This window comes from Desulfobacula sp., assembly GCF_030145145.1.
In the GTDB taxonomy this organism is placed as follows: Bacteria; Desulfobacterota; Desulfobacteria; order Desulfobacterales; family Desulfobacteraceae; genus Desulfobacula.
The window spans coordinates 24,696-40,689 of record NZ_JAQYWD010000001.1; the positions used below are offsets into that span (position 1 = coordinate 24,696).

Here is a 15,994-nt window from a genome sequence, read left to right on the forward strand (position 1 = left end):
TTTAATCAAAATCACACATCCAGCGGCCCTTGATCTCTCTTCTGCCCATGGCATCAGCCACATCATTGATATCTTCCAGTTTAAATCTCTCTGATATCAATTTATCAAGTTTTAAATCATGGGTTTGGGCCATACGGGTTATCCTCGGGATATCAATGTGGGTAGAAATAGAGCCGTAAAGGTTGCCCAGAAGGCTTTTCTGGTGAAGGGTAAACAGCATCAAATTGAGAGACGTTGCCTCATCATGGGGAGTGATACCCGGCAAGGCAAGCTTTCCGCCGATATTGGTGGACCAGTACGCCTGGGTCTGGGCTCCCGAGTCTCCGATGGCTTCAAATGCGCAGTCAACGCCACCACCCATGATGGTACCGTCTTCCATTTCCACACCGCCTGTCGCCAATTGGATAACCCTGACCGGATCTTCTTTTGAGTTATCGATAAAATGTGTGGCACCGAACTCCATAGCCAGGTCTCGTTTGCTGCTCTCAAGATCAATGGCAAATATCGGGTTGGCATGACGGAGCGCCGCTGCACGCAGGACATTGAGGCCAACACCACCCATACCCCAGATGGCTACCGAATCGCCAGGCTGAATTTTGGCCGAATTACAGACCGTCCCCCATCCTGTAGGGACGCAACACCCCATGAGAGCTGCCTGGTCAAGAGGAAAGTCCTTAGGCATGGGAATAACGCCATCTTCTGGTATAACATTCGCCGTGGAAAAACCAGAAACAAAATTGCCGTGCCTAACCATTTCTCCATTTGCATCCTTCATCCGGGACGTGCCGTCAAGAAGCATCCCTTGGAGAAAGTTGCCGAAATTACCACTGCAGATATTCCCTTTTCCCCGGTAGCACTGTTCACACTTTCCGCACGGAATCATCCAGGTTACACCGACATGATCTCCCGGTTTTACCTTTGTGACGCCGGGACCGATGGCTTCTACAATGCCTGCTGCTTCATGACCTGCTACCAGAGGCATCATGATGGGAATTTCACCTTTCAGAAGATGATAATCCGAACGGCAGTAGCCCGTGTGTTTATACCGGACAAGAACTTCTCTCTCCTGCGGCGGATCCAGTTCCAGCTCCTCAATGGTATACGGCTTATTGGGTTCCCTTAAAACAGCTGCTTTGATTTTCATGACAACTCTCCTTTAAAATTAAATAATAATGACCACACCCCTATTTGTCTGATAGTGAAAACAGACAACGTAAAATGCAATATATATGCCATTCTCTACGTCTCTTTGCTCTTCTTTTTAACCCAATGATATTCAAAGAAATTTTTTTCTAGGAGGGATACAACAGATAAAATTTTACCAAACAGCGCAATATAAATTTTTCAATTTGAAATTGTTTTTCTCATTTTGATAAACCGAATTTTTTCATTTTCCGATAAAAGGTGCTCACCGGAATACCAATATAATTGGCCGCTTCTTTTACATTGCCAAACCGGTCGAGGTTTTCTGACAACATTTGCCGGGTTACGGCTGCCATGGTATGAACGGTTGTTGATTTATCCTCTGACAAGCCAGCGTTTATAATGGGTAAATTCAGGCTTTCCTGATCAATCTTTTCCCCTTCACAAAAATTAAAAGCGCTTTCTATGCAGTTCTTTAATTCTCTGATATTCCCCGGCCATGAATAGTTCGACATCAATTCCAACGCATCCGGTTCAATGCCCTGTATGGAACGATGGAATTTTTCATTCATCTGTTTTATAAAAAAGGAAACCAGCAACGCAATATCATCCTTTCTCTCTTTCAAACAGGGGATATATAATCTGACGACATTCAGCCTGAAAAAAAGGGCACTGAGAAAATTGCCCTTTTCCACTTGTTCACTTAAATTCTCAGAACTGGCCACAATAAACCTTAGGCTCAAAGAGATCGGGGTGTTTCCCCCGACCCTGATAACCGTTCGATCTTCTATGGTTCTCAATATTTTCATTTGAGCAGGTGTACTCATGGTATGAATTTCATCCAGGAAAATCGTCCCTCTATTTGCCATCTCAAATTTTCCAACACCGCCACTTTTATGGGCACCCGTATAAGCCCCTTTTTCATAGCCAAACAATTCACTTTCAATGAGTTCATTGGGGATGGCACTGCAATTAATGGCAACAAACGGACCCTTGCTGAATTGACTGGCATTATGAATCGAATGGGCAAACAATTCCTTGCCGGTACCGGTTTCTCCTTCAATCAGAATATTCGAAGATGTTTTTGCTGCTTTTTTTGCTCGATTGACGATATTCAAAAGCCGGCTTGACCTGCCAATAATATTTTCAAAGGTGAATATCGCTTGTCCAACGGGTCTTTCAGTCTTTAACAGGCCTTTGTTTTCCTGGGTAAATTGCAGCAAATAAGATATTTCATTTCCAGACGGATCAAAGATTGGAAGGGCTTCCACAGACACTCTTTTTACATCACCGTCAAGCTTAAAATTAAAGACTTGGACGTTTGACGATTTTAAAAGTGAACGAAACAGTATTGAATCCATATTCAATACACCTAAAATATTTCTATTGTGAATTTCGTATGGATTGATCCCAAAAAATTTCTTTGCCTTTGCGTTTAAATTAATAATATTCCCTCGTTTATTGATGAGGATTAAATTTTTATCCGCATATTTAAACGTAGAGTCAAAATAGGAACTATAGAGTTTAAGCTCTTGAAATTTTTTTTTCATAAAAAACTCGAATTGAAAAGAACTGGCTATACTGCAGAAAAGTAGCGTCAACTGTTCGAGTTTATGCCGATTTTCAATCGGGGTGGAAATGTTTAAACATCCTAATATTTTATTTTGATGACAGAAAACAGGCACTGCAAAACAACTGGCCCAGTGAAACATTTTAGAGTAGTGTTCTTCACCGCTGATAATAATCGGTCTTTGATTATGAAGGCTGATACCCGGTGCCGTCGTTCCCACAGAGCTTTCACTCAGGTTGGAACCGACCTTGATCGTTGAATGTTCTGATATTTGTAGAATTTTGTCATGCCCTTCAATGGACAGAACATAGCCTTCGGCATCTGAGAATAAAATATTGAAGAGAGATAAATCGGTTTCATTCGTGATATTTTGACAATGATATTGAATCAGTTGATGCAGGTCAACTTTTTCTTCAATTCGTTTTGTGACCATCTCCTGGCCCACTGTTGTCGGAGAGATATCATTTAAAGGGTCAACACCATATTCCCGGCATCTTTTCCAGGATTGTCCGATGGTGTCCCTTACACCAGTGGTTGTTCCATCTTTTAAAAAATTTTCCCACGCGCCATAAAATTCGGTTTTTTGAGTTACTGACTGAGACATAAAACGGTTTCCTTAGAAAAACAGAAAAAGTATTCATTTCAGAGATATGATGATGACAAAAAAGCCATCCCCCCCTAAACGGAAAAATAATTTTTTAATGGATTTTTTTTAGGTCAAGCGACTCCCCCCATCTCCTTGTTCCGGTTCCCCCCCCGATAGCTGACCCTTTCACTACAGGCGGCCTGGTCTAACAAATTTTTAAAAACGCTTTTGATTTCGAACCGTTACCTTAAATAACTATTGAATTTTGTTCAAAATGTCAAGGATATGAAAAATTATAACGGTACTTCTGGTTCCTCAAATTTTCTGGTATGCTGGATTTGTAACACTTAAAGAGGACTTAAAATTAAAATGATAGATCATCTCCGTTTTGACAGGACCGTATGGACAAAAAAAGCCATGGCCTTTGTGACCCGGTCTCACCGGCATCTTTGGGGAAAAAACAATGAAGACCCCCAGGCTTTTTTGTTTACCCGGGGTTTTAGCCATCAATTTGCAAAAACGCACCTCTTCGGCTGGAACAAATTTGGCCAGGAGCGCCCCCTTCAAAACTGGGGAAATAAAACTGATTCACGTGAAACACAAAAATTATTTCTTCCACCGGGCATTGTGATTCCGTTTATTGTAGAAAAAAAATTACAATCCATTTTTATCCACCCCTATGATGAAAACAAAAAAAGCAGCACAACCCTCGTGCCCGGAAGTTGGCATCCAACCATGGTGTTAGGGGGAAAAAAACAAAGAATTGCCGTTATCCAAAATATTTTTGACGGTCTGTTTCTTTTCCAGGAAATGAAGGACTCCTGCTGTGTCATGATTCATCCGGACCCGGATATTCCATTGGCGCGTCCGCTTGCATCCATGGTTAACTCTGCAGATTCTGTTTTTATCTTCTCTTCTGGAAAAAAGGAACTCGCCACAAATAAAACAGTATTTCCTGATCTTCCAAACCCTTGTTTTTATCTCTATCAATCAAAAGAAGAAGCGAAAGAAATTTATTTAACCCACTGATGCCGGCCATTTCCCTGTTTTTAAGTTTACAATGATCACCCCGGTCACGATAAAAGCGCTTGCCGTGGCCAAATGAGGGGTAATGGTTTCTCCCAGCAGCACCACACCCAACAGGACACCCGCCAAGGGCATGATAAAGATAAAGGAATGCAAAGACGTGGCCCCGAATTTCTGTAAAAGGGTGTTCCAGACAATAAAACCAAAGGATGCGGTAACGACAGACTGATACAGCAGGGAAGTGATGACCACCGGATTGATCATTTGTATCATTTGATCATCCCATAAAAAACCGCCGATAAAAAAGAAAGGGGTGCCGAAAATCATGGGATATATGGTAATTTGAACGGCATTATATTCGGAAATAATTCGTTTGACAAAAACGGCATTTGAACTCCACAAGTAAACGGCCAGTAGTACAATCAAATCGCCTTTCTTTAAATCCCCCGTCAAGTCCTGTTCATCAAATAACAGGAATAAAACACCGATAAAACCAAGTGTGATGCCCACCCCTTTTTTTAAGGAGATCCGTTCGCCGGGAATAAAAAAATGGGCCAGTATAAATATAAAAAAAGGCATAAGATTTGATATCAATGCCCCGTGAGAGGCCGTTGTTCTGGCAAGACCCTGATAAAAGCAGGAGAGCTGGGCAACAAAAATGGCAGAGAGTATGAGCATCTGAGCCAATTTTTTTTGAGTGAGTCTTAATGGGATGTGTTTAACCCTTGCCCATATAAAAATGACTACCGCTGCAATGGCAAACCGTATTCCCACTGTTGTAAAGGGCCCTAACCCTGTCAGACAAAATTTAATGGCCACGGGATTGCCACCAAAAAGAATGCAGATAAAAATTGTCAGGATTGATGCCCTGATCGTCAAATCATTGTTTTTCAATTGATACTCCAGATGGTTGAACTTGTTGCAGGGTGTTATTTTTGATGGTCTTTTCCCAGATGATAATTAATCCATGCGGATGTCTTGTTCAGTTCCCACATTCTCGGGGGAACAAACGCTTTAAGAAAGGTGTCAGATTCATGGGCATGTTTCAAGCGGTCATATGCCCTGACCCAGATGCAGCGCTTTTCCGGGTATACCTCGCAATATCCGTTCCTGCTGCCGCCGCACGGGCCGTTCCGGGTATGTTTCGGGCAGCCCGATTCCGGGCATTGAAAGGCGGCATGGGCGATACCGCAATCGCCACAGCTCTGGCAGGAAAGAAAAATAATTTTTATTGGATCTTCAAGGCCGCGTTTCAATATCCAGCCCTTTTTATGGGTTTCCAGAAACCGGGCGATGTGTTTATAAACCGGTGCAAACATGGCCTCTTTATCAAAAAAAATTCCATGGGCAGCCTTCAAAAGTCGATAGGGAATGTGGTCGGCCATTGTTTCTTTCATCCTTTCCACTACAGGCCGTTTCTCATCAAATGCCGCCTGTTTACCAACATAATAGCCGGTATTGGGTGTTGTTCCTTCAAATTCATCCAGGTATGCCTGCCAGTGGTCTTCTATTTCTTCCATCCGGTCCAGGATCGCCCCCACGGTTTTAAAACTTCTATGAATCCCACCGATATGAATCCCCCGGTACCCCAGGCCCTTTAAGATGACACCCAGCTTTGCAGCCCGTTCAATGGCAGCGTTCAATCCTGGTCTTGGCTTTTTCCACTCCAGGACAACCCGGTTAAAAAGATCATCGGACACATGGGCTCCCGGAACCCTTCCTCGATTCATGGCCCTGGCAGATCGGGGGCTCAACAGGAAAACCGAAGCCATCACCGGAATCTTTGGGTTATTGGCCGTGTGATGGCGTATGAGTTCATGAAATTTTTTTACATTATACCCCAATTGTGTCACAACAAAAGAAGCGCCGGCTTCAATCTTCTTGTCCATTTTTTTGTACTGGGCATGGCATTCTGCTTCAGTGGTTTTAAACGGGGATACCGCACACCCTGTTAAAAATTCTTCCGGGTCACCCCAGGCCAGAAGTTTTTGACTGAGGGTTTTAAACATGGCATTTAACAGAACAGAATCCAGATCAAACACGGGTGCTCCCCTGCCACCAAACCCGCTGCCGGAATAATCGCCGGTCAATGCCAGTATATTTTTCATTCCCATGCGGGCCAGCTGAAGGGCCCGGCTTTCCATTCCCACCCGGTTCATGTCCCTGCAGGTAAAATGAACAATGACATCCAGTCCATGCTTAAAAATTTCATATCCCAATACATCCGGACTCAAAGACGGATTACCCCCGGGATTATCTGTAATGGAAACGGCTGAGACCCGGCCGTCAGCAAAGGCATCCTTTGCAATCCCGATGAGTGTATCCGTTGTCCTGCCGAAGGATTCCCGTCCCGGAACCAGTTCAAGGGTGACCACAAAATTTTTGGGGTTTAATATCTCATCATTGAAAATGCGCAGCATCGCTTTTCACCTCCTGATGGTCGGATGGGACGTGTTATTTTTTGGACCGGCTTATCAATGGATGGTTTAGTCCTTTCCTGCATCATGATACATTTGGACAAAATTATTCAGTTGTCGGGCTTTGTTTGCCATAAATTTTATCCAATAAGACAGCACTTCTTTGCCTTCATCCGTAATGGTATAAATTCTTTTTGCCGCACCGGCTTGTTTGGTTTCCCACTCCGACTGCACTAAATTGTCATCCTCCATCTGACGCAAATGCCTGTAAACCATTCCTGGAGGGGCTTCTCCTTCCACAAACCCATACGACTGAATGGTGCTGATCAATTCATACCCATAGGAGGGCCTCAAACTTAAACCCAACAAGATTGATGCCTGGATATATCGTTCCTGCCGGCCGGAACCGGGTTTGATATTTTTTTCTTCTCGCATATATATTATTCCTTGACATATATCCTTCAAGGATATATTCTACCTGTAATGATATTGACCCGTATCATATCATATTTATTCATTCAACAATAGGAGGGGATCATGAGCAAAATATTTGTCAGGGAAAGACGAAAAATCGAAAAAGGAGAAAAAAAACCCCGGTTAAGGATTGTCGGTGTCAATGGGAATGACATTAAACTCTATTCAAAGCATATCCGGAAAGTCGAACTTGAAGCCATTGCCAATGAAACCGGCGCACAAATCGTTTATCTGCCGGTCCATGGCACCGGCAATAAGGATGGTTCAAGTAAATAATCAATGTCCGGCACGATTTACAAACCGGCTGTGACATCGTGCCGGACAGGACTGGGTTATTTGTAAATAATCGTACCGACTTGTTTTCCTTCCAGCGCGTCCCGAATAAACTCCGGATGGTTCAGGGCATCAATGATCTGTAGTTCTTTCAGGCATTTTGAAAATTTCAGCATCTGTAAAATAGGACGTTCAATGATCAGGTCATCCAGATCCAGTTCTATTAATTCATCCACAGAAATTTTACCATAAAATTTTAAATCTTTGGCATTTTTTCCGGCTTTTTTCGGATCATTTTCAAAAAGGCCGGTTTCATCTTTCAGGTAAATAAGAGACCGGGCGCCAATGTTTTCTGCCAGCAGAAATGCACCGCAGTCGGTTCGATGGGGGGGGATGGAACCGAATTCGGCCGGTTGTTCAAAAAATCCATAGGGCGGGATACCCGTGGTGATGGGAAGATACCCTTCCTTGCAGAACATGGTCAATTGTTCCAGGTGATCCCCGTGGCCAATTTTTACGCCGCCATGCTTTGCCAGAAGGACAGACAGAATTTCTGCATTCTGCCAGGAAACCTTATCCCCCAGTTTTGATAACACACCCGTGGGCATGCCCAAGTCCACACCGATATTGTACACATGCCTTGCCCGGGTCCCCCCGCCGGTCATTAATAGTAATTTGTATTCATCTTTCAGTTTTACCAGTTCATCAACAATGGGAAAAATGGCTTTTCGTCCCCGGTCCATGATACTTTGACCGCCGATTTTCAGGATATTGATATCCGGATGCATCCTGAAATATTCCTTGGATTCGGTTGTTTTTAAAAACTCTTTGCTCACAAGCGATTCACCCATAAGCGGTGTATCAATATGCAATCTGCCCTTATCATCATTTTCTTTGATTAATTTTCCCATGATTCCCTCCGATTATTTATTATCGTCGTTTCAGCGCTCAAACCATTCACCAGATGGGCCCATCCCAAGCATAAACCCTGGTATTCCGGAAGCCCGGTCCAGTGTTAAACAAATCGGTCATCCGACTTTAAAGACATTGCCTTTTTATAATTTTTTTCAAGCCATCCGGTGGCAGTCACCTCCTTTGCATCAAATCCGGGAACATAGGGTTTGATATCAATCAGCGGGGTTTTGTTCACCACATCAATACCTTTGATGGTCAATCGGTTTGTTTCACGTTTGATCAGCTGGACAATGGATAATCCCACAGGATTGGGCCGTCGGGGTGCCCGGGTGGAAAAAAGACCTCTTTCATGATCGTCCATAAACGGTTTCACCATCAAATCATACCCGTTTGACTGATGAAAATGGTACAGAAGAATGATATGGGAAAATCCTTCCAGATCGTTTAACCCCTGTTCATATTCCTTGTCAATAACAATGGTACCTATTACATTGACGGCACCCGAAGGTTGAATGGGCATGCCTTCCAATTTATCAAAAGGGGTTTCAATGATACCAATTGGCCTTATTGTGAACGCCATATATTATTCTCCTTTAAACAGAGTGGTTCTATTTCTTCCATTTTGCTTGGATTCATACAGGGCCTTATCTGCCTGGCGGATCCAGTCCGTGGCTGTCTGTATACCTGGGTCTCGATATAATCCGGCTATCCCGAAAGACATGGTAATATTTAAATATTGATGATCCAGGGGCTTTCCTGTTCTATCCGCCTGTTCAAACGGTGTTTGTTCAATGGTTTTTCGAAGCCTTTCAATAATGTGAAAAGCCTGGATTTCATCGGTTTCATCAAAAATAAGTAAAAATTCTTCCCCCCCATATCTTCCGGCTACATCAAAGACCCCCCGCAGGGAATTGGACAAAAGATCCCCCACCTTTTTTAAAACCAGATCCCCCTGAATATGGCCATAGGTATCATTGATTCGCTTAAAAAAATCAATGTCTCCCATGGCGATACAGGCAGTTGAAACGGGTTTTCTTTCAAACCGCTTTAACAGGGTTTCAACTTTTTGTTTGATCTTGCCGCTATTGAAAAGCCCGGTGAGATCATCATATTCTGCCTGTTGCTTAAACTGGGTTTTCAACAAAATAGCACTTAAAAAATTACACATAATTTCAACACTGGCCACTTCATAATCTTTGATGGAAGACTCGTGTCCACAGAAATCACCACCAAAAAGATAGTCCCCCCCAAAGCTTTCCGGCAAATAAACATATCCGATAATATCGCATCCCTCGCCCGGTACATTGATGTGCGAAATTCTTTTATTTAAAAATGCCATGACCTCATTGACATGGGTTTTATCCGGCTTATCCAGAAAAAGTCTCAGTTTCCTGCCCTCTTTTAAATCCGGTCGCAGACCGTCAGGGTCCAAAATTTTTACAATTTCCAAAATCAACCGGTTCCCAATGACGTTGGAAATTTTATACAGCACGCTGACATCAAACAGCATGTTTTTCTGGAGAATTTCCATGGGCAGGTCAAAACAACCGGTTTTGCCGCCATTGGCATTCAGGCCCGTTAAATAATCGGACAAGCCGCCCAGGCGTGTCAAAATCGTTTTTGCGTCTGATTTATGCTTTTTCATGTGGTTTCATTATAATTGACCTTGTGTTAAAGGTTATTTACTTTTTATTTTAGCTGTGATTAAATACCATTTTTTTCTTATTATTTGCAACTGCTTTCAAATTCGGTCAACCCCATTGGTAAGACCTTTTTTTTCTTTTATTAACCGTTAAAAATCTGATATAATACCCGATTTAAAATAACAAATTAACATTAACAAAGGAGTGCTGCTTTGGAAGATAATGGTATAATTCGTTTTGCAAGCCGTATGGATCAACTTCCCCCTTATTTGTTCGGAATGATCAATAAGATGAAAATGGAAAAAAGACGAAACGGGGATGATGTTATTGATCTGGGTATGGGAAATCCCATGGACCCCACCCCCAATGCGGTTATTGAAAAACTGGTTGAAGTGGCCCAAGACCCCAAAGCACACCGGTATCCGGAAAGTTCAGGAATGCCCCACTTGAAAATTGAAATCTCAAAATATTACAAACGGCATTACAATATTGATCTAGATTCTGAAACAGAAACTTACTTCACCATTGGTTCCAAAGAGGGAATATCCCATCTGTGCCTGGCCATAATGGGTCCGGGAGATTTGGTTCTGGTGCCGGCCCCTGCATTTCCGGTGCATATCTATGCCGCCGTTATTGCCGGGGCCACTGTTATGAAAATACCCATTGAACCCAAAAAAAGTTTCCTTGACCGCATCATCAATATTTGTGAGTCCTGTTATCCGAAACCCAAGGTTCTCATGCTCAATTACCCCCATAATCCAACAGGGGTTGTCACAGATAAAAATTTTTTCAAGGAAGTGGTCAAGCTTGCCAAACGGTTTAAATTCATGGTCATAAATGACTTTGCCTATTCAAAAATAACCTTTGATGGGTATGTGGCACCCAGTTTTCTTGAAGTTGAGGGCGCAAAGGATGTCGGGGTTGAATTCGGATCCTTTTCAAAATCCTATAACATGGCCGGATGGAGAATTGGATATTGTGTCGGTAACGCTGAAATTGTTCAGGCCCTTGGAAAAATAAAAGGCTATTTTGATTATGGTATTTTTTCGGCCATCCAAGTCGCCGGTATTATTGCTTTACGGGATTGTGATGACACCATACCTGAATTGTCAAAAATCTATGAACACAGAAGAGATGTCCTGTGCAATGGTCTTGAAAAAATCGGATGGAATATTCAGAAACCAAAAGCCGGCATGTTTGTATGGGCAAAAATACCGGAGCCCTACAATAAAATGGGTGCCTTTCAGTTTGCCATTGAAATGATGAACAGGGCCAATGTCGCCGTTGCACCCGGAACAGGATTCAGTGAAGAAGGGGAAGGATATCTGCGGCTGGCACTGGTGGAAAATGAGGAGCGGTTAAAACAGGCGGTACGTCAAATGAAAAAAGCCATGGAAAGTATATCTGTTTAATGTTCACTCAACTTTCGGACATCCGCTTTAATGGATGGGGACAGGCTTTTTTTATGGCACCTTTTATCATTATTTCATGATCAGACAAACAAAAAGTGCCATAAAAAAAGCCTGACCCCATGTAAACTGCCAACACCGAAAGTTGAGAGGTTAAGCAATGGCACACTTGATGATTTGCACTGCTTTTTCAACGGAAAAGGTCCCGGTATTTAAGAGCAGGTCATAATTTGACGCATCGTTTGCATCACAATTCATATATCTTTTTACAAAAGCAATTCTATTGGCATCAGTGCTGACGATATGTTTGTGGGCATCTTCTTTAGTTAAACCAAGGCGTTTTTGAATCCGGTCACGCCGGATCAAAACAGGCGCGATCATCCTTACCCTGAGGGCCTTTTGTTTGTTTAAAACACTATTGGCACCTCTTCCGAGAATCACCGCATTTCCATGTCTGGCAATGGTGGTCAATATCTTGAACAGCAGTTTTGAATATTCATCCGCCCATAAATGGTGATCGTTCACAAAATTGGATACAATATCATCCACGATGTTCATTGCCCGCTCATCCAGGGTTTCTAAAAGGGCCCGGCTGTTCTTTGAGGTTTCTATCATGGCCTCGATAATTTCGTTATGAAAAAGATCAAACCCTGTCTCCTGGCAAAGTTTTTCTGCAACCTCATGTCCCAGGCTGCCGGATTCTCTGGAGATGGTAATAACATTGATGGCTTCCTGAACAGGTGTATCTTCTATTTTCCCCATTTGCCATCTTCTGATCTGCTCCTCAATTATTTTTTGAATAGATTTGCCCATGATACCCTCCTTTTTTAATAAATACGCGAAAAAGAATTTATTATTGAAGTGTATTAACAGAATAAATTAATTTCATAATCCTGTCAATGAGGATCAATAATCCAGGGAAGAGACCTCAAGGGCATGTTTTTGGATAAAATTTCTTCTGGGTTCAACTTCCTCACCCATGAGAAGGGTGAAAATTTCATCTGCTTTCTCTGTATCTTCAATATCTACCTGAAGCATTATTCTTTTTTCCGGATTCATCGTAGTTTCCCAGAGTTCATCGGCATTCATTTCACCCAGACCTTTATAGCGCTGAATCGTAATCCCTTTTTTTGCTTCTGATAAGATAAATTCAAACAGGGTGCTGGTATCATTAAATACATACTCTTTTTTTATTTCAGCACCGGATTGCTTGGCAGATATGGAAAAAGGGGGGGTATCAAAGTGCTTGATTTTTTCATATCCTTTTAACATTCGTTTATAATCACTGGTGGCTAGAATTTCTCTGCCAACCCTTAAAAGAAAGTGGTTTCCTTCTTTCTCTGATATATCCATTTCAAAGATATTTCTTTCAGGATCATATTCTATTTCACCAGCAATATAATCGTGCTTGTTAAGATCTTCTGAAAGAGAAATAAAATTTTGTTTTTCCTCAAGGAAAAATTTATCTTTTACACCATTTTTAATCAGGGTAAGCAATAGATTCGTATCCATATCTCTTCGTTTTAAAATCGTTACCGCATGATAATAGTCTGATAAATTTATCAGAAAAGAATAAAAATCGTCCTCGGAAAGCGGGTCTTTGTTTCCGTTTAAAAAAATATTTTTTTGCCCGGCAATTCGTTTCACCAGATAATTAGAATACTCTTCTTCATTTTTCAGGTATACACCGCTTTTTCTTGACCCTACCCTGAAAAGAGGCGGCTGGGCAATATACAGATATCCTTTTGACACCAGCTCCGGCATCTGTCGATAAAAAAAGGTTAACAACAAGGTTCTGATGTGCGATCCATCAACATCCGCATCCGTCATGATCACGATTTTATGATACCTGATTTTATCAATATCATACTCTTCCCGGCCGACACCGGTACCCAGGACTGTTATAATATTCTTGATTTCATCACTTCGCAGCAATTTGTCAAATCTGGCCTTTTCAACATTTAAAATTTTTCCTTTAAGGGGAAGAATCGCCTGGAAACGTCTGTCTCTACCCTGTTTGGCACTGCCCCCTGCAGAATCGCCCTCCACCAAAAACAATTCCCTTTCAGCAGGATCAGCATACTGGCATTCAGCCAGTTTACCCGGCAGAGAAGAATCCAGCAGGGTTCCTTTTTTTCTTGCAAGCTCCCGTGCTCTTTTAGCGGCATCCCTTGCCCTTGCCGCATCAACGGCCTTGGCAATTATTTTTTTTGCAGTGCCTGGATTTTCTTCAAGATAATGACCCAGTTTTTCATTCAAAAGGGATTCAACAATCCCTTTAATTTCATTGTTCCCAAGCTTTGTTTTGGTCTGACCCTCAAACTGGGGTTCCATTAATTTTACAGAAATAATAACCGCAAGCCCCTCTCTCATGTCATCGCCGCTAATTTTTATATTCTGCATGTTTTTGGGCAGATTGTTTGATCCCGACGTAATATAAGCATTTACGGTACGGGTCAACGCCGCTTTAAAGCCGGATACATGGGCGCCACCTTCAATGGTCCGGATATTATTGGCATAAGAATAGAGTTTTTCCTTAAACGTGTCATTATATTGAATGGACACCTCAATCTGTACATCCTTTTTATCCCCTTCAATGTGAATGGGATCATGCAGCGGGGTGCAGGATCGGTTCAAATACTCGACAAAAGAAACAATGCCACCTTCATAATAAAATTCTTCTTTTTCAGCAGACCGTTCATCTTCAATAATGATTCTCAGACCCTTATTCAGAAAAGCCAGCTCTCTCATTCGCCGGGAAAGCGTTTCATAAATAAATTCGTTCTCGTTCATGATTTCAAAATCAGGAATAAAGGTAATTTTTGTTCCCCGCCGGACCGTATCCCCTTTAATGGTCAGTTTGGTTGTCACATGTCCTTTGGAATAGGACTGGTGATAAATTTTTCCATTTTTATACACTTCCATGTCAAGATTCTGGGAAAGGGCATTTACAACGGAAATCCCCACCCCATGCAGCCCACCTGAGACTTTATAGGAATCTTTATCAAACTTACCCCCGGCATGGAGCTTGGTCATGACCACTTCGCAGGCAGGAATATGTTCTGTTTCATGCATTTCAACAGGAATTCCCCGGCCGTTATCCATCACGCTCACCCGGTTATCCGGATGAAGGGTCACAAGGATGGTATCGCAGTGACCTGCCATGGCTTCATCAATACTATTGTCCACCACTTCATACACCAGGTGATGAAGACCTTCAATGTCAACATTTCCGATATACATGGAGGGTCTTTTCCGGACGGCTTCAAGGCCTTCCAATACTTTAATACTAGAAGAATTATAGTCTTTGGTTACTTTATTTTCATTCATGATATATGCATCGCCATTATTACACAAACAAGGTTATCATCATCCATACTTCTGATGATGCAGGGACTTTTATTGTCCTTAATATTGATAACAACAATACTGTCTTTAAAAAGGGATAGGGCATCGATAAAATATTTAGGATTAAAGGCGCTTTTAATTTCTTCATCAAAATATGAAATCATCATCCGTTCTTTTGATTCGCCTATTTCAGGATTGGTAATGGTCACTACCAGCTCCGAGTTCTTGAAGTTCAATATCACGCTTTTATAATCATCAGAGGTTAAAATAGAGACCCGCTTCATAAGGGTTGAAAACATATTTCGATCCATTTCAACGGGAATCATGCCCTCATAATTTAATACCGGCTGATATTTGGGATAGTCTCCTTCAAGGAGTTTGATCATAATGGATTCATTTTGATTTTGAAAAATAAAATAATTGTCTTTAATCCCCACCCGTATATCATCTACGCCACTGTCGATGAATTTGCTCAGTTCAGACAATCCTTTTTTGGGAATAATAACACTTTCATCCGGCATTTGAAAGTGACCTTTAAACGGTGCATCACAGCAATTAAGCCGTCTTGAATCCGTGGATACGATTCGTATTTTTTCACCTGTATCATTGGATATCTTTTCAATGAGGGATCCTAAAACATAAATTCGTTTTTCCTCACCCGAGTAACCCACAATGGCGGACACATCCACCATCTTTTTCAAGTCTCTGGAACTGATTTCAATAAATTCTATATTTTCTATGACCGGTGTCTCTGGAAAATTTGCATAATCTGAAGAAACAATGTGATACACACTGTCTCCCTCTCCAATTTCAACCCACCTGTTTTCCACTTCATTAACAATGATTTTATTTTCCGGGTATTCTTTGATAATTTCAAAAAATTTTTTTGAATTAATGGATAGAACACCCTCTTTTTCCACCTCTGCCATATAGGTTCCAAAAAAAACAGTTTCCAGATCATTGGCTGTAATCGTAATATTGGATCCCATTGCCTTGATAAGAATATCCGATGTAATCGTCAGATTTGTTTTCCTTCCAGTCAATCCTTGAATTTTTGAAAGAACGTCCACAATTTCTTTTTTGTCAAACGAGAATTTCATGTAAGGCCCTTTTCTTAAAATTATACATCCATCAATATTTATATCAAATCCATTGAATTATCAATTGATAAATTTGAAATTTCCAACTCA

The 15,994-nt window shown here is 41.7% G+C and carries 14 protein-coding genes; 3 read left to right on the forward strand and 11 right to left on the reverse strand.

Features of this window, described 5'->3' with window-relative positions:
• Nucleotide 1: 1 nt before the first annotated feature.
• On the reverse strand, nucleotides 2-1,144 hold the full coding sequence (locus tag Q1Q15_RS00115) for an alcohol dehydrogenase catalytic domain-containing protein (protein WP_300454904.1): 1,143 nt from the start codon (nucleotides 1,142-1,144) through the stop codon (nucleotides 2-4).
• Nucleotides 1,145-1,364: 220 nt separating this feature from the next.
• Nucleotides 1,365-3,317, reverse strand: coding sequence for a sigma 54-interacting transcriptional regulator (locus tag Q1Q15_RS00120; RefSeq protein WP_300454907.1), 1,953 nt, complete (start codon nucleotides 3,315-3,317; stop codon nucleotides 1,365-1,367).
• Nucleotides 3,318-3,668: 351 nt separating this feature from the next.
• Here Q1Q15_RS00120 and Q1Q15_RS00125 point away from each other — a divergent pair, with 351 nt between their 5' ends.
• Nucleotides 3,669-4,328: a hypothetical protein gene (locus Q1Q15_RS00125; protein WP_300454910.1), complete on the forward strand. Its 660-nt coding sequence runs from the start codon at nucleotides 3,669-3,671 to the stop codon at nucleotides 4,326-4,328.
• Here Q1Q15_RS00125 and Q1Q15_RS00130 read toward each other — a convergent pair.
• The 3 genes from Q1Q15_RS00130 to Q1Q15_RS00140 all read right to left on the reverse strand — a co-directional run bounded on the left by Q1Q15_RS00130 (nucleotide 4,317) and on the right by Q1Q15_RS00140 (nucleotide 7,177).
• Nucleotides 4,317-5,219, reverse strand: a complete 903-nt coding sequence (locus Q1Q15_RS00130) for a DMT family transporter (RefSeq protein ID WP_300454913.1) — start codon at nucleotides 5,217-5,219, stop codon at nucleotides 4,317-4,319. The genes Q1Q15_RS00125 and Q1Q15_RS00130 overlap by 12 nt on opposite strands.
• Before the next feature lie 35 nt (nucleotides 5,220-5,254).
• On the reverse strand, nucleotides 5,255-6,745 hold the full coding sequence (locus Q1Q15_RS00135) for a methylenetetrahydrofolate reductase C-terminal domain-containing protein (protein ID WP_300454915.1): 1,491 nt from the start codon (nucleotides 6,743-6,745) through the stop codon (nucleotides 5,255-5,257).
• Between the two features lie 66 nt (nucleotides 6,746-6,811).
• Nucleotides 6,812-7,177, reverse strand: a complete 366-nt coding sequence (locus Q1Q15_RS00140) for a helix-turn-helix transcriptional regulator (RefSeq protein ID WP_300454918.1) — start codon at nucleotides 7,175-7,177, stop codon at nucleotides 6,812-6,814.
• Nucleotides 7,178-7,279: 102 nt separating this feature from the next.
• Between Q1Q15_RS00140 and Q1Q15_RS00145 the strand changes: the two genes are divergently transcribed.
• Complete coding sequence (locus Q1Q15_RS00145) at nucleotides 7,280-7,492, forward strand: hypothetical protein (RefSeq protein ID WP_300454921.1); 213 nt, start codon at nucleotides 7,280-7,282, stop codon at nucleotides 7,490-7,492.
• Nucleotides 7,493-7,548: 56 nt separating this feature from the next.
• Here Q1Q15_RS00145 and Q1Q15_RS00150 read toward each other — a convergent pair whose 3' ends face one another.
• The 3 genes from Q1Q15_RS00150 to Q1Q15_RS00160 form a co-directional block, all read right to left on the reverse strand.
• Nucleotides 7,549-8,400, reverse strand: coding sequence for a uridine kinase (locus tag Q1Q15_RS00150; protein WP_300454924.1), 852 nt, complete (start codon nucleotides 8,398-8,400; stop codon nucleotides 7,549-7,551).
• A 104-nt stretch (nucleotides 8,401-8,504) separates the two neighbouring features.
• Nucleotides 8,505-8,984 carry a tRNA (N6-threonylcarbamoyladenosine(37)-N6)-methyltransferase TrmO gene (tsaA, locus tag Q1Q15_RS00155; protein ID WP_300454927.1) on the reverse strand — a complete coding sequence of 160 codons (480 nt, stop codon included), beginning with the start codon at nucleotides 8,982-8,984 and terminating at the stop codon, nucleotides 8,505-8,507.
• Nucleotides 8,985-8,987: 3 nt separating this feature from the next.
• Nucleotides 8,988-10,049, reverse strand: a complete 1,062-nt coding sequence (locus Q1Q15_RS00160; RefSeq protein ID WP_300454929.1) for a GGDEF domain-containing protein — start codon at nucleotides 10,047-10,049, stop codon at nucleotides 8,988-8,990.
• Nucleotides 10,050-10,259: 210 nt separating this feature from the next.
• Between Q1Q15_RS00160 and Q1Q15_RS00165 the strand changes: the two genes are divergently transcribed.
• On the forward strand, nucleotides 10,260-11,459 hold the full coding sequence (locus Q1Q15_RS00165; protein WP_300454932.1) for an aminotransferase class I/II-fold pyridoxal phosphate-dependent enzyme: 1,200 nt from the start codon (nucleotides 10,260-10,262) through the stop codon (nucleotides 11,457-11,459).
• 150 nt (nucleotides 11,460-11,609) lie between these two features.
• Here Q1Q15_RS00165 and Q1Q15_RS00170 read toward each other — a convergent pair whose 3' ends face one another.
• The 3 genes from Q1Q15_RS00170 to dnaN form a co-directional block, all read right to left on the reverse strand.
• Nucleotides 11,610-12,269 (reverse strand): cytidylate kinase-like family protein, encoded by a 660-nt coding sequence (locus tag Q1Q15_RS00170; protein ID WP_300454935.1) that lies wholly within the window; start codon nucleotides 12,267-12,269, stop codon nucleotides 11,610-11,612.
• Nucleotides 12,270-12,362: 93 nt separating this feature from the next.
• Entirely contained in the window at nucleotides 12,363-14,786 is a 2,424-nt protein-coding gene (gene gyrB / locus Q1Q15_RS00175; RefSeq protein ID WP_300454938.1) for a DNA topoisomerase (ATP-hydrolyzing) subunit B, read from the reverse strand.
• On the reverse strand, nucleotides 14,783-15,904 hold the full coding sequence (gene dnaN / locus Q1Q15_RS00180; protein WP_300454941.1) for a DNA polymerase III subunit beta: 1,122 nt from the start codon (nucleotides 15,902-15,904) through the stop codon (nucleotides 14,783-14,785). Before dnaN ends, gyrB begins: the two co-directional genes overlap by 4 nt.
• Nucleotides 15,905-15,994: the final 90 nt, after the last annotated feature.

Coding starts and splice junctions, on each gene's coding strand:
- Q1Q15_RS00115 (WP_300454904.1), bottom strand. CDS start 1,144: ATGAAAATCAAAGCAGCTGTTTTAAGGGAACCCAATAAGCCGTATACC.
- Q1Q15_RS00120 (WP_300454907.1), bottom strand. CDS start 3,317: ATGTCTCAGTCAGTAACTCAAAAAACCGAATTTTATGGCGCGTGGGAA.
- Q1Q15_RS00125 (WP_300454910.1), top strand. CDS start 3,669: ATGATAGATCATCTCCGTTTTGACAGGACCGTATGGACAAAAAAAGCC.
- Q1Q15_RS00135 (WP_300454915.1), bottom strand. CDS start 6,745: ATGCTGCGCATTTTCAATGATGAGATATTAAACCCCAAAAATTTTGTG.
- Q1Q15_RS00140 (WP_300454918.1), bottom strand. CDS start 7,177: ATGCGAGAAGAAAAAAATATCAAACCCGGTTCCGGCCGGCAGGAACGA.
- Q1Q15_RS00145 (WP_300454921.1), top strand. CDS start 7,280: ATGAGCAAAATATTTGTCAGGGAAAGACGAAAAATCGAAAAAGGAGAA.
- Q1Q15_RS00150 (WP_300454924.1), bottom strand. CDS start 8,400: ATGGGAAAATTAATCAAAGAAAATGATGATAAGGGCAGATTGCATATT.
- tsaA (WP_300454927.1), bottom strand. CDS start 8,984: ATGGCGTTCACAATAAGGCCAATTGGTATCATTGAAACCCCTTTTGAT.
- Q1Q15_RS00160 (WP_300454929.1), bottom strand. CDS start 10,049: ATGAAAAAGCATAAATCAGACGCAAAAACGATTTTGACACGCCTGGGC.
- Q1Q15_RS00170 (WP_300454935.1), bottom strand. CDS start 12,269: ATGGGCAAATCTATTCAAAAAATAATTGAGGAGCAGATCAGAAGATGG.
- gyrB (WP_300454938.1), bottom strand. CDS start 14,786: ATGAATGAAAATAAAGTAACCAAAGACTATAATTCTTCTAGTATTAAA.
- dnaN (WP_300454941.1), bottom strand. CDS start 15,904: ATGAAATTCTCGTTTGACAAAAAAGAAATTGTGGACGTTCTTTCAAAA.